This window comes from Roseovarius sp. MBR-51 (assembly GCF_053628575.1).
This window is the reverse complement of the sequence record NZ_JBRJGQ010000015.1, coordinates 66,014-85,112: the sequence shown is the minus strand read 5'-3', so window position 1 is coordinate 85,112 and position 19,099 is coordinate 66,014. Positions and strand designations below refer to the sequence as shown.

Below are 19,099 nucleotides of genomic sequence, written 5' to 3'. Positions count from 1 at the left end.
TGGCGGACCCAAGAGGATTCGAACCTCTGGCCTCTGCCTTCGGAGGGCAGCGCTCTATCCAGCTGAGCTATGGGTCCACTTGCGCGGTGGTATAGCGGGGCATGATCTGCCCCGCAATCGCAAAATCAGCCAAATAGTTCATGCGCCAGTTCGAGCGCCTCGATCAACACGTCGACCTCGGCGCGCGTGTTGTACATGGCAAAAGAGGCCCTGCAGGTGGCGGTCACGCCAAGATGCTCCATCAAAGGCCCCGTGCAATGCTGGCCCGCACGGACAGCCACCCCCTTCTTGTCAAGAATGGTCGATATATCATGCGCATGCGCAGCCCCTTGCATTGTGAAGGAGAATATTGCGGCTTTGTCCGGCATGCTGCCCTGGACATTGATCCAGTTGAGCCCAGCGAGGCGTTCCTGAGCATATCGGCTCAGATCATCCTCGTGCGCGCTGATCGCATGCATCCCAACGCCCATCATATACTCAAGCGCCACGCCAAGCCCGATGGTCTGCACGATACCGGGGGTTCCCGCCTCGAACTTCATCGGCGGATCGTTATAGGTCACGCTGTCGCGCGTTACCTCACGGATCATGTCGCCGCCCCCCATGAAGGGACGCATTTCAGCCATACGATCCTTGTGCACATACATCGCGCCAGAGCCCGACGGCCCATAGAGCTTGTGGCCCGTAATCGCATAGAAATCACAACCCATCTCATCGAGGTTCACGGGCATATGCACCGCTGCCTGAGAGCCATCGATGAGCACCGGAACGCCATGGGCATGCGCCGCATCGCAGATCGCCTTCACATCAACTTTGGTCCCCAACACATTGGAAAGATGTGTAATTGCAATCAGCTTTGTTCTTGGTGTGATGGCATCGACGACCTTTTGCGGATCAAGCCCCCCGCGCGCATCCACATCCACCCATTTGAGCACTACCCCCTGCCGTTCCCGGAGAAAATGCCAAGGCACGATATTGGCATGATGTTCCATAATGCTGAGAATAATCTCGTCGCCGGGCTGCATCCGCGGCATGGCCCAACCGTAGGCGACCATATTGATGCCCTCGGTGGTGCCAGAATTGAAAATGATCTGATCCTCATCTGCGACGCCCAGAAACCGTGCGACAACACCACGAACCGCCTCGTATTTCTCGGTTGCGAGGTTGCTCAGATAATGCAGCCCGCGATGCACATTGGCATATTCCATCGAATAAGCCTTGGTGACGGCATCTATGACAACCTGCGGTTTTTGGGCAGATGCTCCATTATCGAGATAAACCAATGGCTTACCGTTCACTTCTCGTCCAAGGATTGGGAAGTCGGCACGAATTTTATCAACATCGAGCATTTCATGCTCCTCCCATTGCAGCCACGCCGATAATGCTTAGCAGAATGCTCAATCCAACCGCCATCGCGGCGATGGAGAGTACAATCACACCAGCAGATTTCAGCATGTTATCATAGCGATGCGCGGTATCGACAAAGCCGATCAGAATGTAGATCCCCCAAATCGAAGACAGAAAGATCAACAGAACCGCAGCCGAAGGCAGAGTCAAAACCAGAATGGCGACCGCCATTTGCAGGATCAGTCGCAGCACCTGCAACCAGCAGATCAAGACCAGCACATCCTCCATCCGCGCCTTGCCGCCAAGCGATCGACCCACCCAGAACAGAGCAAATACGGTGATGGCGAGCGCCCCAAACAAGAAAATCGTGAAGAGCAGAGGTGAATGGAACGCGGGCGGCATGATCGTCACGGCGGTGGGATCCGTCGGAGGCGAGAGGCGCAACGATACGGAATAGACGATGGCATTCAGGACAGACATCAGCACCAGAGCCATCCACAAGATCTGCTGCGGAAGCCCAAAACCCATCAGCGCCCGCGCAGCGTCACGCGGGCGAAACAGGGTTTCTATCAAGAGCGCCTTGAATTGCGCCTGGGTCATGCCTTGCTCCATCCCGCCTCAATCATACCCGACATCCAAAACCACAAGAACACCAGCAACCACAAGAGACCAACAGCCTGCAATCCCGGTCCTGGCCCGACAAATCCTGCCACAAGCCCATGCAAAAGAATGAGAGGGCTTGCCGCCAGAAACGCCCAGAAAAGCGCGACCCGCGCATCATAGGCCGAACCGCGACCGCCAAACAGCCGCGCAATGCCATGGCATATCAGCGCCAAAGCATAGAGAATAAGCGGCGCAAAGAAGATCCATGCCAGCAACGCGCCCCCCAACATGGGATTCAACTCCTGCCCAGTGAAATGTGCCTCGCGCGCCAGCCGCGGCCATTGTGCAACAAACACAACAACGCAAGCCGCGATCAAGATCACCAGCGCGCGATCCTCACGCGGCCCCATGGCGAGCAAGCGCCGCACCACCCGGCGTGGACCGCGATAGGTCGCGACAAGGTCTGTTGTGACCGGCATCAGCGGCGCCTGCGCTCCAGCCAGCCAGCCAACTGACCGTTGATTTCCTCACGCAGGGTCTCGTCTTCGATTTCCTCAACAGCTTCAGCCAGGAACGACAATGTGAGCAGGTCCGTCGCCACTGACTTTGGAATACCCCTCGCACGCAGATAATAGAGCGCGTCCTCATCAATTGCGCCCGAGGTCGAGCCATGGGAACAGGCCACATCGTCGGCATAGATCTCCAGCTCTGGTTTGGCTAGAAACTGACTGTCCTCGTCTAGCAAAAGCGCTTGGCTGATCTGATATCCATCGGTTTTTTGCGCGCCCGGTTTGACAAGAATCTTTCCCTGAAACACGCCCGTCGCGCCCTTGCGCAAGACTTTCTTGAACACCTGACGGCTCTCACACCGCAGCGCATCATGGGTGACGAACACCGTGTCATCCTGATGAAAATCACCATCCCCCATCGCAGCGCCCGCCACATGGGCCACAGCGTCATCGCCGGTCAGTTCGATCACGCATTCATTGCGTGTCATCTTCCCATTGGCTGTCATGGTAAAGGATTTGAACGTGCTCTGCGCCGCCAGCCGGGCAAAAAGATGCGTGACCGCGCGCCGCTCGTGATCTCGGCCTTGGGTGCAAATGTGGTGAAATGTCGCCTCATCTGCGATATCGACTTCCATGACCTTGTTGAGCCGCGCCGCCGCCGGACCACTTTCGAGAATGGTCAGCTCAGCTCCGGTCTCCAGCTTGATCACATGGTGCAATACCGCGTCTGAAGTCTTTGATTTATGGATATAAATCAGATTTATAGCCTTCCTCGGACGACCCGTCACATGGATCAACATCCCGTCACTTGCAAAGGCGGTGTTGAATGCCGCGAGGGACCGGGGAACGGGGCTCTGTCCGCGCTCTTCCAGAACGCCATAGAGGTCGCGCGCCCAATGGATATCGGTTTTCGCTGCCTCACTCAGTCGCTCGATCCGCACACCGTCGAGTGCCAGATCATCACTTGCCTCGGCATCGAACACCCCATCCACAAACACCAGTTTCAGGCGATTGACCGCGTCAAAACCCTCTGGTTCCTCGGCCCCCTGTAACAAGGCGGCTTCCGGTGCGTTGGCTTGCACCAGCGTGTCGGGGCGGGTGAATTTCCAATACTCGTCACGGCGGTCCGGCAATCCCAATGTCCTCAACCGCCGCAAAGCGGCCTCACGGGCTGTTGTGATCCACTTGCCCCCATCCGGCAGGGTCAACGCACTCAACCGCGCCTCAACCACGTCCTGCTTTGCTTGCGGCGCAGCCATTACACGCCCTCCGACAGAATGTCGGCGTACCCGTTCTGCTCCACCTCAAGGGCGAGTTCCGGGCCACCTGTCTTGATGATCCGACCATCAGACATGATGTGAACTACGTCCGGTTTGATGTGGTCAAGCAGACGCTGGTAGTGCGTAATGACAAGAAAGCCGCGTCCGGCATCCCGCAAAGCGTTCACCCCGTCAGCCACCAGCTTCATCGCATCCACATCCAAGCCCGAGTCAGTCTCGTCCAAGATGCACATCTTAGGCTCCAACATGGCCATCTGGAGAATTTCATTTCGCTTCTTCTCACCACCGGAAAAGCCTACATTGACGGGGCGTTTCAGCATCTCGGCGTCGATTTGCAGCGTTTTGGCCTTTTCCCGCACAAGTTTGAGGAAATCTGCTGCACTCATCTCGTCCTCGCCACGCGCCTTGCGCTGCGCATTCACGGCGGTGCGCAAGAAGGTCATGTTGCCCACGCCGGGGATTTCCACCGGGTACTGGAATGCGAGAAACAACCCTGCCGCTGCGCGCTCCTCTGGCTCCATGTCGAGCAAGTCAACGCCAGAGAGCGTGGCGCTGCCTTGGGTTACCTTGTAGCCATCGCGCCCCGAGAGAACATAAGACAATGTGGATTTGCCAGAGCCGTTCGGCCCCATGATCGCATGCACCTTGCCAGCCTCGACAGTCAGGTTAACACCCTTGAGGATGGTCTTGTCCTCTTCTTCAAGATCGACGTGCAGGTTTTTGATTTCCAACATTTTTATCATCCTTCTGTATTTCGTGGCGGCATCACGGCCGTGTCATCATCTCAATAATTGTCAACAGGGTCTCGGGCTTGAGAACCATCGGCTCCACCTCGAATTCGGCCATTCGACCGATGAGCCGTCGAGGGGCGCCAATCATATCCTCTACCCGGTGATAGTGCTTGCGCGGAGTGTAATCGTCGAACAGGAGCGTGATAGGTCGCGTAGTGCTTAGTGCTGCTGCCAAAGCGCAGCCGGTGCGAAAACGACCATCAACCAAGACCACATCAGGCTGAACAAACTCTGGCAGTTCCCAGACCTTGAGGGGGTAGCGCGCATAGCGCCGCCAGCCGCTCGCATTCCGAGGGAAGCCCCATTCCTTGGTGGGACCGATGTCCGACCAGAGAACGTCCACGTTCGTGTCCTTTGCGGGTGGATTCTGTGCGAACCACTCGCGCATCATTTTCGCCCACTCTTCATCGCTCTCGACCGAGAACACTCGCTTTCCGGGCATTTCGGCGGCGACAACGGTCGATCCACCCGAGCCATATTCGAGAATGACCTCTGCGCGCGCATAGACCTCGCGCAGGTGCGCAGCCTCGGCGTCGGGCAGGGTAAGAACCGGCCTGTCTATGGTGTCTGACCCAGCCATATCAGTCCAGCACGACCGCCGTGCCGCTGGCCGACACCATGAGCATCGAGTCGCCCACCACCTCGTAATCGAGATCGACCCCAACCACGGCATCAGCCCCAAGCTCTGCTGCGCGCTCTTGCAACTCGCTCAATGCCACTTCACGCGCCTCGCGCAGCTTGCTCTCATAAGAGTCAGACCGCCCACCGACCACATCGGTGATCTGGGCAAAGAAATCGCGCACGATATTGGCGCCCATGATTGCCTCACCCACGACGATGCCGCGATAATCCACGATCTTGCGACCCTCGATGGTGCTGGTGGTGGTGACGATCATTTTGTCCGGACCTCGGCAGACTTATCGTTCATCTCGGCGATTTGACGTTGTCGATTCTCTTCAATCATAGCGCAGTACGCCTCTGCCTCAGTCTCGCGCCACCGCGCATTGCGACGACTAAAGAACCTTGCAACGACAATCATGCTGAGCGTGGAAACTGCGACTATGCCCATAATCAGCACGACGAGCCTGTAATCCCTCGGGGCAGATGAACTGACAGCAACAGTGCACAAGAGTCCCGTGCCAATGAAGGCCATAACGCCCTCACGCGCGCCGTCAAAGAAACTGGCGGCTTGACTGTCACTCAGCGCTGCATGAAACCCCGTTTCTCCACCTTGGCTCATGTGAATTAACCCACCGACCCTTCCAGTGAAATCGCAACCAACTGCTGCGCTTCCATGGCAAACTCCATCGGCAGGGCCTGCAACACGTCTTTGCAGAACCCGTTGACCACAAGCGCCACCGCCTCTTCCTCGTCCATGCCACGGGCGCGGCAATAGAACATCTGATCGTCATCCACCTTGGAAGTGGTGGCCTCATGCTCGACACGGCTCGAGTTGTTCTTGACCTCGATATAGGGCACCGTATGCGCCCCGCATTTGTCGCCGATAAGCAGGCTGTCGCATTGCGTGTAATTGCGGCTGTTCTTGGCCTTGGGGTGCATGCTGACCAGCCCGCGATAGGTGTTCTGCGCATGGCCAGCGCTGATCCCCTTGGAGACGATGCGCGACCGGGTGTTCTTGCCCAAATGGATCATCTTGGTGCCGGTATCAGCCTGCTGATAGTTGTTGGCGATCGCGATGGAATAGAATTCGCCTTGGCTGTCATCGCCGCGCAGGATGCAGGACGGGTATTTCCACGTCACGGCAGAGCCGGTTTCCACCTGCGTCCACATCACCTTGGCCCGGTCGCCCCGGCAATCGGCGCGCTTGGTCACAAAATTATAGATCCCGCCCTTGCCGTTCTCATCGCCTGGATACCAGTTCTGCACCGTGGAATATTTCACCTCGGCGTCTTCCTCGATGATGATCTCGACCACAGCGGCGTGAAGCTGGGCTACGTCACGCTTGGGCGCGGTGCAGCCTTCGAGATAGCTCACATACGACCCCTTGTCGGCGATGATCAGTGTCCGCTCGAATTGACCGGTATTCTCGGCATTGATCCGGAAATAGGTGCTCAACTCCATCGGGCAACGCACGCCGGGCGGCACATAGACGAACGACCCGTCTGAAAACACCGCCGAATTCAGCGTGGCATAGAAATTGTCACTGACCGGCACGACAGAGCCGAGGTATTTCTTGACCAGCTCGGGATGCTCGCGGATCGCCTCGGAGATCGAGCAAAAGATCACCCCGGCCTGCCGCAGTTCCTTTTGAAAGGTGGTGCCCACGGACACCGAATCGAACACCGCATCCACCGCCACCTTGCGGCCTTCGGCTGGCGCATCCTCAGCACCGTCAACCCCGGCAAGAATCATCTGCTCTTTCAGAGGAATACCCAGCTTTTCATAGGTGGCCAGCAATTTGGGATCGACCTCGTCGAGCGACTTGGGCTTTACCTCCATCGACTTGGGGCGGGCATAGTAATACTGCGCCTGAAAGTCGATCTTGGGATAATCCACCATCGCCCATTCCGGCTCGGTCTTGGTCAGCCAGCGACGATAGGCTTCTAGCCGCCACTCGGTCATCCACTCGGGTTCTTTATTCTTGGACGAGATCAGCCGAACAATGTCTTCGTTCAACCCAAGCGGCGCGTATTCCATCTCGATATCGGTGTTCCAGCCATGCTTGTAGGCTTCGCCAACTTGGCGCACCGCATCGACGGTTTCACGATCAACACCGTCCTTGACCTGAACGTCATCCAAAGCAGCCATTCCCATCTCCTTACGTATCAGGCCAATCGGCCCCGATGCTTTTGCAGTCGCTTCAACCAGGCTTCGGCAAAGCGCAGTATATCGTCTTCTGTCGTTTGCGGCCCCAACGACACGCGGACCGCGCAGCCCGCCAAGACCTCGTCAAACCCCATCGCGCGCAGCACCCGGCTTGATTTGACCTTGCCACTGGAACATGCGCTCCCGGCAGAGATCGCGAACCCGGCTAGATCCATCGCCATTACCTGTGTCTCGCCTTTCCAACCCGGAGTGACAAAGCAACTGGTATTCGGCAAACGTGCGGCAGCTTTCCCGACAAAAATAGTCTCATTTGAAAACTCTGCAATGGTATTTTCTAGAATGTTTCTAAGTTTTTCAATCCGTGCCCATTGACCGTCTTCAAGATCAAGCCCGCAAGCCTCTGCCGCAGCGCCAAATCCGGCGATACCGATCACATTCTCGGTACCGGCTCTACGGCCCATTTCCTGACCTCCGCCGCGGATTTGTGCTGCCAGATTCGTGCCGCGCCGGATGATCAACGCGCCCACCCCTTTTGGTCCCCCGAGCTTATGAGCGGAGACAAGCGCCATTTCTGCGCCAGACCAGTTAAAGGCTAGGGGCAATCTCCCAAAGGCTTGGGTCATGTCGCTGACCGCTAATCCCTCAGGCAGGGATTGGACCACGCCGGTCTCCGAATTGGCCAATTGCAACACCGATTGCGCGGGATCAAGGACCGTGACACGCCCGTCAGCATCCACCGGCAAATCCGGAGTGATCCACGCGCCAACTGCATCATGTTCGACCAAACTTCCGTGCAGGGTCCGCCCGGCACAGGCAAGAGCCGCGGCTTCTGTTGCTCCGGACGTAAAGATCACATCGGCCCCATCGGCCCCAAAGGCTGTCGCGACCTGCGCGCGCGCGCGCTCCACCAGCCCTCTGGCGGCACGTCCTTCGGCATGCACACTTGAGGGGTTGCCGAGGAGCTCCATGGCATCAATCATGGCCTCTCGCGCCTCAGGACGCAGCGGAGCCGTTGCATTGTAATCGAGATAGACCCTGTGCATGATCGCCCATTCTTGTTGGTGAAATACGCTGGGTCTGTGACGGCAATGCCGTCACAGGTTTGACATCAATCCTCGTCCACCACGGCAAAGAGGTTGGGCACGGCGGGACAAGGGGCCAGCGAATTGCCCGCCACATCGCTCAGACGAGTCTGGTGTAGAAACACATAGACCTGTGCGCTCAGGCCTTCCCACAACCGATTGGCCATGGATTGCGCCCGCGATCCGCTTGCCCCACCCGAGGCCCCTGCCCCCTTGTGCAGCGCATCAATCGTCTCATCCACCGCCGCCAGAATATCCGAGACCCGGATTTCAGACGCAGGCCGCATCAACCGATATCCGCCGCCCGGGCCCCGGACCGAGGTCACAAGTTCGGCGCGCCGAAGTTTGACAAAAAGCTGCTCTAGATAAGGCAGCGATATATCCTGTCGTCGCGAAACATCCCCAAGAGTTACGACCGCCCCAGCCGGTTGCAAGGCGATATCGACCAGTGCAACCATGGCATAACGCCCCTTTGTGCTCAGTTTCATTGATCTTCCCCTACGCGAACTGATTGACCTTGCGCCGCGCAAGGCTTATCTCGCTCTGAGCCATCCTGGCCCGGATCACAATTTAGAACAGTTCTAAGGTGCCCGAGCGAAGTCGTCAAGATTATCGCACTCACCCATGAAGAGGACACAGGGAACCCATGCCCGAGGTTATCTTTCCCGGCCCCGAGGGTCGGCTCGAAGGCCGCTACCACCCGCAAAAGGAAAAAGACGCGCCCATTGCGATTGTGTTGCATCCGCATCCACAATTCGGTGGCACGATGAACAACAAGGTCGTGTATAACCTGCACTACGCCTTTTACAACATGGGCTTTACCGTGTTGCGTTTCAATTTCCGCGGCGTAGGCCGCAGTCAGGGCGAATATGATCAGGGTGTTGGGGAGCTGAGTGATGCCGCTTCGGCGCTCGATTACCTGCAATCCATGAACAACAATTCAAAACATTGTTGGGTCGCGGGCTTTTCCTTTGGCGCATGGATTGGGATGCAACTCCTGATGCGGCGGCCGGAAATCACTGGATTCATTTCGGTCAGCCCACCTGCCAATATGTATGATTTCAGCTTTCTTGCCCCCTGCCCGGCGTCCGGGCTGATTATCAATGGTAGCAACGATAGGGTCGCTCCCCCTGCGGACACCAAGACACTGGTGAACAAGCTGCACGAGCAGCATGGAATCACCATCACCCATCAAGAGGTCGACGGCGCGGATCACTTCTTCAAGGAATCGCATATGGACACGATGATCGGCTCGGTGAGCACCTATGTCAAACGGCGTCTGACCGAGAACACGCGCTGAGGATTGTTCCATGGGAGTGACCGAGGATCTCGCGGATGAATTGGCCCGCGATGTGATCAAGGCGATCGAGGCCACAGGCGATGAGACCATCATCATCGACATTCAAAACATCCTCGGGGCCACTTCGCAAACGGCCGAAGAGGCGTTTTTGACCGCTGTCCGCGTACGCCGCGCCAATATCAAGGCGCGGGCACTGCTTTTGGACAAGCTAAAACGCTTCAAGGCCGCACAGGAGGCCGCCGCCGACAAAGGCGACGGCTGACGCCTCAGGCGCGCAGGCGCGTGCCTTCAGGATCAAACGGGGCCGCATCCAGAATGCGCGCGCGGTGCGGTCGACCCAAGACCATAACGTCGACCTCCTCACCAGGCCTTGCCCCCCCTTTGACATAGCCAAGCGCGAGGCTCATGCCGACGGAATAGCCGTAGGCACCCGAAGACACGCGGCCCACACCGACACCATCCTTGAAAATCGGCTCTCCGCCGGTGGCATCCGCGTTCGACGCTGTGACATCCGCCTCACTCAGATGCAGGATCACCAGTCGCTCGCGCGGCTCCTGCGTGATCACCTCCTGAAGCGCGGCCTTGTTCAGGAACGCTTTGTCCATCTTGCAAAGACCATCCAGGCCAGCTTCTTGCGGCCAGTATTCAGGGCTGTATTCGCGACTCCAGGACCCATAACCCTTCTCAATGCGCAGGCTCATCAGCGCCCGACTGCCCACTGGCCCCGCGCCTATCTCACGCCCTGCTTCCAGCAGCACCTTATAGAGCCGCGCCTGATCCTCAGCCGCGCAATGCAATTCCCAGCCCAGATCGCCGGTGAAACTCACACGAATGGCCACGCACGGGACCCCACCCAGCTCAATCCGGCGGCTTGCCATGAACGGGAAATCCGCCGTCGCCAGTGAGGCATTCGTCAACCGTTGCAACATCTCGCGCGATTGCGGCCCCGCCACGTTAAAACCACAGACGGTGTCGGTCAGGCTCTCAAACGTGGTCCCCTCTGGTAACGGCACCGCATCAAAGAACCGCTTGTGATAGCGTTCCGCCATGCCTGAGGAAATCACCCAGAATTCCTCCTCCGCCAGCCGCGTCACCGTCGCATCGCCGGCAATTCCGCCCCGCACGCCAATCAGCGGCGTCAGACACGACCGCCCGACCGCCTTGGGCATCCGGTTTGCAAAGACAGCGTTCAGCCAATCCTCCGCCCCCGGCCCTTTGACCCGGTATTTGGCGAAATTGGAAATATCGATGATCCCCGCCCGCTCGCGCAGCATCTTGCATTCCTCGCCCACCGGCGCCCACCAATTCTGCCGGGTAAAGCCGTTGGTATCCACCGTGCCGGGCGCATCCGAGAACCACAAAGGATGCTCCCAGCCGTAATTGAGGCCAAAGACCGCGCCCATGTCCTTTTGCATCTCATAGACGGGCCGCGTGCGCAGCGGACGCCCGGCGCTGCGCTCTTCATTGGGGAAATGAATCGAGAAACGATGCGCATATTGATCGCGCACCTTGGCCTTGACGAAATCGCGGTTGTTGGCCCAGAGGCCAAAGCGCGCAACATCCCAGGCGAACATGTCGTATTTCATCTCGCCGTTGATCAGCCATTCGGCGACCATCCAGCCCATGCCTGCCGATTGGCTAAAGCCGGGGATGATGCCGTTGCAACAGAAATAACCCTTGAGTTCGGGCACCGGCCCAAGAATGACATTGCTGTCAGGCGACCAGATCATTGGCCCGTTGATCACCCGCTTGATCCCCGCTGTGCCCACCACAGGCACCCGGTCGATGGCACGCATCATGTTTTCCTCGATCCGCTCCAGATCATCGGGAAAGAGATCATGCGCGAAATCAAGCGGCGTGCCGTCCTCGGCCCAGAACCGCATATCGCGCTCATAGGCACCGATCAGCAGGCCCTTGCCCTCTTGTCGTAGGTAATATTCCCCGTCGCGATCCGCCACCGAAGGCAAGCGCCGATCCATTCCGGCAATCTCGGCAATCATCTCGGTCACGAAATACTGATGTTCCGTCGGTTGCAGCGGCAATTCGATCCCCGCCAGCTTGGCCACCTCACGCCCCCAGAGACCGGCGGCATTGATCACCCAAGGCGTATGAATATTGCCCTTGGGCGTCTCAACGATCCAAGAGCCGTCCGGTTGCGGCACCGTCGCTGTAACCGGCGTGAAACGGTGGATTTCCGCGCCCCGCTGCCGCGCCCCCACGGCATAGGCGTTGGTCACGCCCGAGGGGTCTACATTGCCGCCATCGGGCTCGTACATGATGCAGCGGATACCGTCGAAATTCACCAACGGATGCAGGCGCTCGGCCTCATCGCGGCTGACTTCGTGGAAATTCATCCCATAGAGTTTGGCTTTGGACGCCTGAAGTCGCAATTGATGCTCGCGGTTCTCGGTCTGCGCCAGATAGAGGCTGCCGGGCTGGAACACGCCGCAGCTTTGCCCGGTCTCGGCCTCGAGCTCGTTATAAAGCTTCATCGTGTAATGTTGCAGGCGACTGATATTGGCGCTGTCATGCAGCCCGTGGATATTGGCCGCTGCGTGCCATGTGCTACCGCTTGTCAGCTCGTTGCGTTCAAGCAGGACGACATCGGTCCACCCCAGCTTGGTCAGGTGGTAGAGAATCGAGCATCCGATAACGCCGCCGCCGATCACGACGGCCTGTGCATGGGTCTTCATAGGGGATCCCTTGATCAAGTTTCGGCACAAACTGCGGCGACCCCTCTCCGGATGAATGCCATTTTCCGACATACTTTGTCGCGGTGGTAAAACTAGGCACAAGTTTTCTTTGAAAACCGCCACCCCCGCGATGGCCAACGTTTCACTTGGCAGCAGAACCACAAATACGTCAGAATTTGTCGCTGATAGACATGATCTTTGACACGTAGCGGGCAGGCTCTGGCAAAACATCAGGAGGCTCTCAATGAAAACCAGCACCCGTGTGGTCGTCATCGGCGGCGGTGTCGTCGGCTGTTCCGTGCTCTATCACCTGACCAAACTGGGCTGGTCCGATGTGATGCTTCTGGAACGCTCAGAACTAACGTCAGGCTCAACTTGGCATGCCGCCGGCGGGTTTCACACCCTCAACGGTGACACCAATATGGCTGCCCTTCAGGGCTATACGATCCACCTCTACAAGGAACTCGAAGAGATCACCGGCATGTCCTGCGGGTTGCACCATGTCGGCGGCGTGACGCTCGCGGACAATCGCGACCGGTTCGACATGCTTTTGGCCGAACGCGCCAAGCATCGCTACATGGGCCTCGACACCCATATCGTGACGCCCGAAGAGATCGCAAAGATTGCCCCGGTCACCAATATCGACGGTATTCTGGGCGGGCTCTACGATCCGCTTGACGGCCATCTTGATCCGTCCGGCACGACACATGCCTATGCCAAGGCCGCGCGCATGGGTGGCGCGCAGATCGAGACGCATTGCATGGTGCGTGAAACCAATCAACGCGCCGATGGCACTTGGGATGTGGTGACGGACAAGGGCACGATCCACACGGACCATGTGGTCAACGCGGGTGGTCTCTGGGCGCGCGAAGTGGGGGCGATGGCGGGCGTCTACCTGCCGCTGCACCCGATGGAACATCAGTATATCGTGACCGACGAAATCCCCGAAATCTACAGTCGCGATACCGAACACCCCCACGTCATGGACCCGGCAGGCGAAAGCTATCTGCGCCAAGAGGGGCGCGGACTGTGTATTGGCTTTTATGAGCAACCCTGCAAACCCTGGGCGGTCGATGGCACGCCTTGGGATTTTGGCCATGAACTTCTGCCGGACAACCTTGACAAGATCGAGGCCAGCATCGAATTCGCCTATCGTCGTTTCCCGGTTCTGGAACGGGCGGGCGTCAAGTCGGTCATCCACGGACCCTTCACCTTTGCCCCCGATGGCAACCCGCTGGTCGGTCCCATTCCGGGGCTGCGCGGCTATTGGTCAGCCTGTGGTGTCATGGCGGGTTTTTCCCAGGGTGGCGGCGTCGGCCTCATGTTGGCGCAATGGATGATCGAGGGCGAGTGCGAACGCGATGTGACCGCCATGGACGTGGCCCGCTTTGGCGACTGGATCACGCCGGGCTATACCCGCCCGAAAGTCATTGAAAACTATCAGAAACGGTTCAGCGTCAGCTACCCGAACGAAGAGCTGCCTGCCGCCCGCCCCTTCCGTCAGACGCCCATGTACGACATATTCGACAGTATGGGCGCGGTCTGGGGCGCGCAATACGGACTGGAGGTGGTCAACTACTTCGCGACCGGCGACGAGCCGCGCTATGAGACCCCATCCTTCCGCCGCTCCAACGCATGGGAGGCCACGGCCCGAGAGGTCAAGGCGGTGCGAGAGGCTGTCGGCATCAACGAGGTGCATAACTTTGGCAAGTACCTTGTCTCCGGCCCTAACGCGCGCGACTGGCTCGACCGGATCATGGCGGGGCGGATTCCCAAACCGGGTCGTCTCTCGCTCACCCCGATGCTCTCGCCCAAAGGGCGGCTCTGGGGTGATTTCACGGTGTCTTGCCTCAATGACGAGAGCTTCCAACTCACTGCCTCTTACGGCGCACAAGCCGTCCATATGCGCTGGTTCGCGCAGAACGAGACAGAGGGTGTCACGGTCGAGAATATCTCAGATCGGCTCAACGGGTTTCAGATCGCAGGACCACGCGCACGGGATGTGCTGATGGCCTGCACCCGCGATCCGCTGGGCGAGATGCGCTTCATGGATGTCCGCCACGCGACCGTGGGCATGGTCGATTGCCTCGTGCAGCGCGTCAGTTACACCGGCGATCTGGGATATGAGATTTTCTGCGACCCGATGGCGCAACGCGCGCTCTGGGATGTGCTCTGGTCGACGGGGCAAAAGCACGGGATGAAACCCTTTGGCATGCGCGCGATGATGTCGCTGCGGCTTGATCGGTTCTTTGGCTCGTGGCTCAATGAGTTTTCGCCCGATTACACCCCTGGCGAGACCGGCATGGACCGCTTTATCAGCTTTACCAAGAACGCCGATTTTGTCGGGCGTGCGGCGGCAGAGGCGGAACGCGCCAAGGGCGCCGCGCGCAAACTGGTGGCGTTTGAGGTCGAAGCAACAGACGCCGACGTGAACGGCTACGAACCGGTCTGGATCGGGGATGAGGTGCGCGGTTTTTGCACCTCGGGTGGCTATTCGCACCACGCGGACAAGTCGATAGCACTCGCGCTCATTCCTTCGGGACAGGCGCAGCCAGGCTTGCGTGCGGAGATTGAGATTCTCGGGCGACGTTATGGGGCGACGATGCTCACCGAAGCGCTCTTTGACGTGGATGGGGCGCGGATGCGCGGCTAAAAACAGAAGAACGGCGCCTACTCTGGGGCAGACGCCGTTTTTTTGAGTATTTTCCGAACGATGAAAGCGCTGCCTCAGTTCTTGGGCGCATCCGGATCAGGCTGGCCCACGCCAATAAACACACGCTTGAGCGGCACGATCCAGACAAAGCCAAGTCCCACATAGATCAACAGCTCGACCCAAATGGATGGCCGGTCCATCCAATTCACCAGGCTCACTGCGGCCACCACATAGGCTGGCAGACCGATCAGCAAGACGACGAGTGACCAGCGTTTCCGGGCCTTGTAACTGAGTGGCATCGGCTCTCCTCAATCCGCGAAAGGGTCTGTCACGAGGATCGTATCCTCACGCTCGGGTGAGGTGGAAAGTAGGGCAACCGGGCAGTCAATCAACTCTTCGACGCGCCGGACGTATTTGATCGCCTCGGCGGGCAGGTCCGCCCAACTGCGCGCGCCCTCCGTTGATTGCGACCAGCCGGGCATTTCCTCATAAATAGGCGTGCAGCGGGCCTGTTGATCAGCGGCGGTCGGCAGGTAATCCAGCCGCGTGCCGTTAAGGTCATAGCCCACGCAAATCTTCAGTGTTTCAAACCCGTCGAGCACATCGAGTTTTGTCAGCGCAATGCCGGTGACACCCGAGGTGACACAGGTCTGGCGAACCAGACAGGCATCGAACCAGCCGCAGCGCCGCTTGCGTCCCGTCACCGTGCCAAACTCATGCCCACGCTCGCCAAGGCGCTGACCATCCGCATCGTGCAATTCGGTTGGAAACGGCCCCTCGCCCACGCGCGTCGTATAGGCTTTGACAATGCCCAGCACGTAATCAATCGCCCCCGGTCCAAGACCCACGCCGGTGGCCGCCTGACCGGCGATCACATTGGACGACGTGACAAAGGGATAGGTGCCAAAATCAATATCCAGCAGCGCGCCCTGCGCCCCCTCGAAAAGGATACGCTTGCCCGCGCGGCGGTTCTCGTTGAGCACTCTCCAGACGGGGGCGGCATAGGGAAGGATCTGCGGCGCGATTTCTTTGAGCTGCGCGATCAAGGCCTCGCGATCGACCGGCGCGATCCCCAACCCGCGCCGCAGCGGATCATGATGCTGGAGCGCGCGATCCACCCGCGCAATGAGCGTGGCCTCATCCGCCAAATCCGCCACCCGGACCGAACGACGCCCCACCTTATCCTCATAAGCAGGCCCGATGCCGCGCCCGGTGGTGCCAATCTTGGTGCCTTTGCTCGCCGCTTCTTCGCGGGCGCGGTCCAATTCGCCGTGGATCGGCAGAATGAGCGGCGTATTTTCGGCGATCATCAGCGTCTCCGGAGTGATTGTCACACCCTGTTCGCGGATCGAAGCTATTTCCTTGATCAGATGCCACGGATCGAGCACCACGCCATTACCAATCACGCTCAGCTTGCCGCCCCGCACCACGCCCGAGGGCAGCGCGTTGAGCTTGTAGACCTTGCCGTCGATCACGAGGGTATGGCCCGCGTTATGGCCACCCTGAAACCGCGCGATCACATCGGCGCGCTCGCTCAGCCAATCGACGATCTTGCCTTTTCCCTCGTCCCCCCATTGGGCCCCGACGACGACGACATTTGCCATGATTTACCCCTCGGCATTTGGTCCAAACCGCGCGTTGGTATAGCGGGGGGACGCGTCGGGTGAAACATCTAATTCGTCCAAAGGTGTGAACGGATGTAGACATCTGCGGCACGTCAGGCTGAACGAGAGAGTGATCCATCGGCTGAGTGATCCATCAAAATGGCCGATGATGATGATAAGACGCACCTGCGCCGATTGCCGGGTTGCGGGCAGGCTCAGAATTGCATAGATAGCGGCAGATCGAGACATAAGCGTAGGCCCCGTGATCCATGGAAAATGTCGTCCTCACCATCCACCTTCTTTTGGCGCTCGCCCTGATTGGCGTGGTACTGCTGCAACGCTCCGAAGGCGGCGGGCTTGGGATGGGTGGCGGTGGCGGTGGTGCCATGACCGGGCGCGCCGCGGCCACGGCTCTGGGCAAGATGACATGGATTCTCGCCGCATCCTTTATTGTGACATCAATTACACTTACCATCATTGCGGCACAGAACGCGGCTGGGGTTTCGGTGCTGGATCGGTTGACTGATTCCCCGCCCACCACAGAACAGTCTGCGCCTGCACTTCCGGATGCAGACAGCCTCCTGCCGCCGCCATCCGGCGATACGGCTCCGCTGACGCCCACTGCCGACTGACACAAATCTTTGAGGGCGGAGATTGCCACGCAACAGCATCTAGCGGTTGGCTTGCGCAAACCTCGCGAATCCTGTAAGGGTTAAATCCCGTGGCAGAGCGGTCTTTTGAGGCCATCTCTGGGTTTTTGACCGACCATCAAACACGTAGAAACACGGGAGCCTCAGCGCATGGCACGATATATTTTCATTACGGGCGGCGTTGTGTCTTCGCTTGGCAAGGGACTGGCTTCGGCCGCTCTTGGGGCGTTGTTGCAGGCGCGTGGGTTCTCGGTGCGATTGCGCAAACTTGACCCCTATCTCAATGTTGATCCCGGCACGATGAGTCCGTTTGAACATGGCGAGGTATTCGTGACCGATGATGGCGCAGAGACCGATCTCGACCTTGGCCACTATGAGCGCTTCACCGGCGTTCCGGCACGGATCAGCGACTCTGTCAGCTCTGGCCGGATCTATTCGAACGTGCTGGAGAAAGAACGGCGCGGCGATTATCTCGGCAAGACGATACAGGTCGTCCCGCATGTCACCAATGAAATCAAGGAATTCCTGAGCATTGGCGAGGATGAGGTCGATTTCATGCTCTGCGAAATCGGCGGCACCGTCGGCGATATCGAGGGTCTGCCGTTCTTTGAGGCAATCCGGCAGTTCAGCCATGACCGACCGCGCGGACAGTGTATATTCATGCATCTCACCCTCCTGCCCTATCTGGCGGCAAGTGGCGAGTTGAAGACGAAACCGACGCAACACAGCGTCAAGGAATTGCAGAGTATCGGCATCGCACCCGACATTCTCGTGTGCCGTTCGGAGCAGCCGATCCCGGACAAGGAACGCGAAAAGATCGCACTCTTTTGCAATGTCCGCAAAGAGCATGTGGTCGCGGCCTATGATCTCAAGTCGATCTATGAGGCACCGCTGGCCTATCACCGTGAAGGGCTGGATCAAGCGGTGCTTGACGTGTTTCAGATCAGCCCTGCGCCCAAACCAGACCTGACGGTGTGGCTGGATGTGGTGGACCGCATCCAGAATACCGACGGGGCGGTAAATATCGCTATTGTCGGCAAATACGTGCAATTGGAAGACGCCTACAAGTCGATCAAGGAGGCGCTCATTCACGGCGGCATGGCCAACCGGGTCAAGGTCAACGTGGAATGGGTCGATGCCGAGATTTTCGAGCGTGAAGACCCCGCCGCTCACCTTGAGGGTTTTCACGCCATTCTGGTGCCCGGCGGCTTTGGTGAGCGTGGCACCGAAGGCAAGATCAAAGCTGCCGAATTCGCCCGCACTCGCAAGATCCCCTATTTGGGCATCTGTCTTGGCATGCAAATGGCGGTGATTGAGGCCGCGCGCAATGTGGCTGGCCTCAAGGACGCCGGATCAGAGGAATTCGACCACGAGGCGGGCAAGCGGCGCTTTGAGCCCGTTGTTTATCACCTCAAGGAATGGGTGCAGGGCAACGAAAAGGTGCAACGCAAGGTCAGTGACGACAAGGGCGGCACCATGCGTCTTGGGGCCTATGACGCCGTGCTCAAGGACGGTAGCCGCGTGGCACAGATCTACGGCACGACGACGATCGACGAACGGCACCGCCACCGCTATGAGGTGGACACGAAATATCGCGAAAAGCTCGAAGGATGTGGCCTGACATTCTCTGGAATGTCGCCTGATGGTCGCCTGCCAGAGATCGTGGAATGGTCGGATCACCCATGGTTCATCGGGGTGCAATATCACCCGGAACTGAAATCCAAACCCTTTGCGCCGCACCCTCTGTTTGCTGATTTCGTGCGCGCGGCTATAGCGACGTCGCGATTGGTCTGAGACGAGCGC

General features: G+C 58.7%; 19 protein-coding genes and 1 tRNA gene. 5 read left to right on the top strand and 15 right to left on the bottom strand.

Going from position 1 to position 19,099, the window contains the following annotated elements:
* The 12 genes from ACSSVY_RS18600 to iscR form a co-directional block, all read right to left on the bottom strand.
* A tRNA-Arg gene (locus ACSSVY_RS18600) sits at positions 1-77 on the bottom strand.
* Between the two features lie 48 nt (positions 78-125).
* Positions 126-1,346 carry a cysteine desulfurase gene (locus ACSSVY_RS18595; RefSeq protein ID WP_454271231.1) on the bottom strand — a complete coding sequence of 407 codons (1,221 nt, stop codon included), beginning with the start codon at positions 1,344-1,346 and terminating at the stop codon, positions 126-128.
* Position 1,347: 1 nt separating this feature from the next.
* Positions 1,348-1,944 carry a Yip1 family protein gene (locus tag ACSSVY_RS18590; protein WP_454271229.1) on the bottom strand — a complete coding sequence of 199 codons (597 nt, stop codon included), beginning with the start codon at positions 1,942-1,944 and terminating at the stop codon, positions 1,348-1,350.
* Entirely contained in the window at positions 1,941-2,426 is a 486-nt protein-coding gene (locus ACSSVY_RS18585; RefSeq protein ID WP_454271227.1) for a YIP1 family protein, read from the bottom strand. Before ACSSVY_RS18585 ends, ACSSVY_RS18590 begins: the two co-directional genes overlap by 4 nt.
* Positions 2,426-3,715, bottom strand: a complete 1,290-nt coding sequence (sufD, locus tag ACSSVY_RS18580) for a Fe-S cluster assembly protein SufD (RefSeq protein WP_454271225.1) — start codon at positions 3,713-3,715, stop codon at positions 2,426-2,428. The genes ACSSVY_RS18585 and sufD overlap by 1 nt, the downstream gene beginning before the upstream one ends.
* A complete protein-coding gene (gene sufC / locus ACSSVY_RS18575) occupies positions 3,715-4,470 on the bottom strand; it encodes a Fe-S cluster assembly ATPase SufC (RefSeq protein ID WP_454271223.1) in 756 nt (251 codons plus the stop codon). The genes sufD and sufC overlap by 1 nt, the downstream gene beginning before the upstream one ends.
* A gap of 31 nt (positions 4,471-4,501) precedes the next feature.
* Positions 4,502-5,107: a hypothetical protein gene (locus ACSSVY_RS18570; RefSeq protein ID WP_454271221.1), complete on the bottom strand. Its 606-nt coding sequence runs from the start codon at positions 5,105-5,107 to the stop codon at positions 4,502-4,504.
* Between the two features lies 1 nt (position 5,108).
* Positions 5,109-5,423 carry a heavy metal-binding domain-containing protein gene (locus ACSSVY_RS18565; RefSeq protein ID WP_454271220.1) on the bottom strand — a complete coding sequence of 105 codons (315 nt, stop codon included), beginning with the start codon at positions 5,421-5,423 and terminating at the stop codon, positions 5,109-5,111.
* Positions 5,420-5,767 (bottom strand): hypothetical protein, encoded by a 348-nt coding sequence (locus ACSSVY_RS18560; RefSeq protein WP_454271218.1) that lies wholly within the window; start codon positions 5,765-5,767, stop codon positions 5,420-5,422. Before ACSSVY_RS18560 ends, ACSSVY_RS18565 begins: the two co-directional genes overlap by 4 nt.
* Before the next feature lie 5 nt (positions 5,768-5,772).
* A complete protein-coding gene (sufB, locus tag ACSSVY_RS18555; protein WP_454271216.1) occupies positions 5,773-7,296 on the bottom strand; it encodes a Fe-S cluster assembly protein SufB in 1,524 nt (507 codons plus the stop codon).
* A 17-nt stretch (positions 7,297-7,313) separates the two neighbouring features.
* Positions 7,314-8,357, bottom strand: coding sequence for a cysteine desulfurase family protein (locus tag ACSSVY_RS18550; RefSeq protein ID WP_454271215.1), 1,044 nt, complete (start codon positions 8,355-8,357; stop codon positions 7,314-7,316).
* 65 nt (positions 8,358-8,422) lie between these two features.
* Positions 8,423-8,884 (bottom strand): Fe-S cluster assembly transcriptional regulator IscR, encoded by a 462-nt coding sequence (iscR, locus tag ACSSVY_RS18545; RefSeq protein ID WP_454271214.1) that lies wholly within the window; start codon positions 8,882-8,884, stop codon positions 8,423-8,425.
* A gap of 158 nt (positions 8,885-9,042) precedes the next feature.
* On the opposite strand from iscR, the gene ACSSVY_RS18540 reads away from it, so the two are divergent.
* Entirely contained in the window at positions 9,043-9,696 is a 654-nt protein-coding gene (locus ACSSVY_RS18540; protein WP_454271213.1) for an alpha/beta hydrolase, read from the top strand.
* 10 nt (positions 9,697-9,706) lie between these two features.
* Positions 9,707-9,958, top strand: a complete 252-nt coding sequence (locus ACSSVY_RS18535) for a hypothetical protein (RefSeq protein WP_454271211.1) — start codon at positions 9,707-9,709, stop codon at positions 9,956-9,958.
* 4 nt (positions 9,959-9,962) lie between these two features.
* Here ACSSVY_RS18535 and ACSSVY_RS18530 read toward each other — a convergent pair whose 3' ends face one another.
* Positions 9,963-12,389 (bottom strand): GcvT family protein, encoded by a 2,427-nt coding sequence (locus tag ACSSVY_RS18530; RefSeq protein ID WP_454271210.1) that lies wholly within the window; start codon positions 12,387-12,389, stop codon positions 9,963-9,965.
* Between the two features lie 244 nt (positions 12,390-12,633).
* Between ACSSVY_RS18530 and ACSSVY_RS18525 the strand changes: the two genes are divergently transcribed.
* The gene (locus ACSSVY_RS18525) at positions 12,634-15,042 is read left to right on the top strand and encodes a GcvT family protein (protein WP_454271208.1); all 2,409 of its coding nucleotides are present in this window, start codon (positions 12,634-12,636) and stop codon (positions 15,040-15,042) included.
* 74 nt (positions 15,043-15,116) lie between these two features.
* Here the strand turns inward: ACSSVY_RS18525 and ACSSVY_RS18520 are convergent, their stop codons facing one another.
* The gene (locus tag ACSSVY_RS18520; RefSeq protein WP_454271206.1) at positions 15,117-15,341 is read right to left on the bottom strand and encodes a DUF2842 domain-containing protein; all 225 of its coding nucleotides are present in this window, start codon (positions 15,339-15,341) and stop codon (positions 15,117-15,119) included.
* Positions 15,342-15,350: 9 nt separating this feature from the next.
* A complete protein-coding gene (locus ACSSVY_RS18515) occupies positions 15,351-16,646 on the bottom strand; it encodes an adenylosuccinate synthase (RefSeq protein WP_454271204.1) in 1,296 nt (431 codons plus the stop codon).
* Between the two features lie 269 nt (positions 16,647-16,915).
* Between ACSSVY_RS18515 and secG the strand changes: the two genes are divergently transcribed.
* Both secG and ACSSVY_RS18505 read left to right on the top strand, forming a co-directional pair.
* Entirely contained in the window at positions 16,916-17,278 is a 363-nt protein-coding gene (gene secG / locus ACSSVY_RS18510) for a preprotein translocase subunit SecG (protein WP_297776306.1), read from the top strand.
* Between the two features lie 168 nt (positions 17,279-17,446).
* Positions 17,447-19,090, top strand: a complete 1,644-nt coding sequence (locus ACSSVY_RS18505; RefSeq protein ID WP_454271202.1) for a CTP synthase — start codon at positions 17,447-17,449, stop codon at positions 19,088-19,090.
* The last annotated feature ends 9 nt before the right edge of the window (positions 19,091-19,099 follow it).

Bases quoted from the DNA above. Each gene is read 5' to 3' on its own strand.
- ACSSVY_RS18595 (WP_454271231.1), bottom strand. From the start codon at position 1,346: ATGCTCGATGTTGATAAAATTCGTGCCGACTTCCCAATCCTTGGACGA.
- ACSSVY_RS18590 (WP_454271229.1), bottom strand. From the start codon at position 1,944: ATGACCCAGGCGCAATTCAAGGCGCTCTTGATAGAAACCCTGTTTCGC.
- ACSSVY_RS18585 (WP_454271227.1), bottom strand. From the start codon at position 2,426: ATGCCGGTCACAACAGACCTTGTCGCGACCTATCGCGGTCCACGCCGG.
- sufD (WP_454271225.1), bottom strand. From the start codon at position 3,715: ATGGCTGCGCCGCAAGCAAAGCAGGACGTGGTTGAGGCGCGGTTGAGT.
- sufC (WP_454271223.1), bottom strand. From the start codon at position 4,470: ATGTTGGAAATCAAAAACCTGCACGTCGATCTTGAAGAAGAGGACAAG.
- ACSSVY_RS18570 (WP_454271221.1), bottom strand. From the start codon at position 5,107: ATGGCTGGGTCAGACACCATAGACAGGCCGGTTCTTACCCTGCCCGAC.
- ACSSVY_RS18565 (WP_454271220.1), bottom strand. From the start codon at position 5,423: ATGATCGTCACCACCACCAGCACCATCGAGGGTCGCAAGATCGTGGAT.
- ACSSVY_RS18560 (WP_454271218.1), bottom strand. From the start codon at position 5,767: ATGAGCCAAGGTGGAGAAACGGGGTTTCATGCAGCGCTGAGTGACAGT.
- sufB (WP_454271216.1), bottom strand. From the start codon at position 7,296: ATGGCTGCTTTGGATGACGTTCAGGTCAAGGACGGTGTTGATCGTGAA.
- ACSSVY_RS18550 (WP_454271215.1), bottom strand. From the start codon at position 8,357: ATGCACAGGGTCTATCTCGATTACAATGCAACGGCTCCGCTGCGTCCT.
- iscR (WP_454271214.1), bottom strand. From the start codon at position 8,884: ATGAAACTGAGCACAAAGGGGCGTTATGCCATGGTTGCACTGGTCGAT.
- ACSSVY_RS18540 (WP_454271213.1), top strand. From the start codon at position 9,043: ATGCCCGAGGTTATCTTTCCCGGCCCCGAGGGTCGGCTCGAAGGCCGC.
- ACSSVY_RS18535 (WP_454271211.1), top strand. From the start codon at position 9,707: ATGGGAGTGACCGAGGATCTCGCGGATGAATTGGCCCGCGATGTGATC.
- ACSSVY_RS18530 (WP_454271210.1), bottom strand. From the start codon at position 12,389: ATGAAGACCCATGCACAGGCCGTCGTGATCGGCGGCGGCGTTATCGGA.
- ACSSVY_RS18525 (WP_454271208.1), top strand. From the start codon at position 12,634: ATGAAAACCAGCACCCGTGTGGTCGTCATCGGCGGCGGTGTCGTCGGC.
- ACSSVY_RS18520 (WP_454271206.1), bottom strand. From the start codon at position 15,341: ATGCCACTCAGTTACAAGGCCCGGAAACGCTGGTCACTCGTCGTCTTG.
- ACSSVY_RS18515 (WP_454271204.1), bottom strand. From the start codon at position 16,646: ATGGCAAATGTCGTCGTCGTCGGGGCCCAATGGGGGGACGAGGGAAAA.
- secG (WP_297776306.1), top strand. From the start codon at position 16,916: ATGGAAAATGTCGTCCTCACCATCCACCTTCTTTTGGCGCTCGCCCTG.
- ACSSVY_RS18505 (WP_454271202.1), top strand. From the start codon at position 17,447: ATGGCACGATATATTTTCATTACGGGCGGCGTTGTGTCTTCGCTTGGC.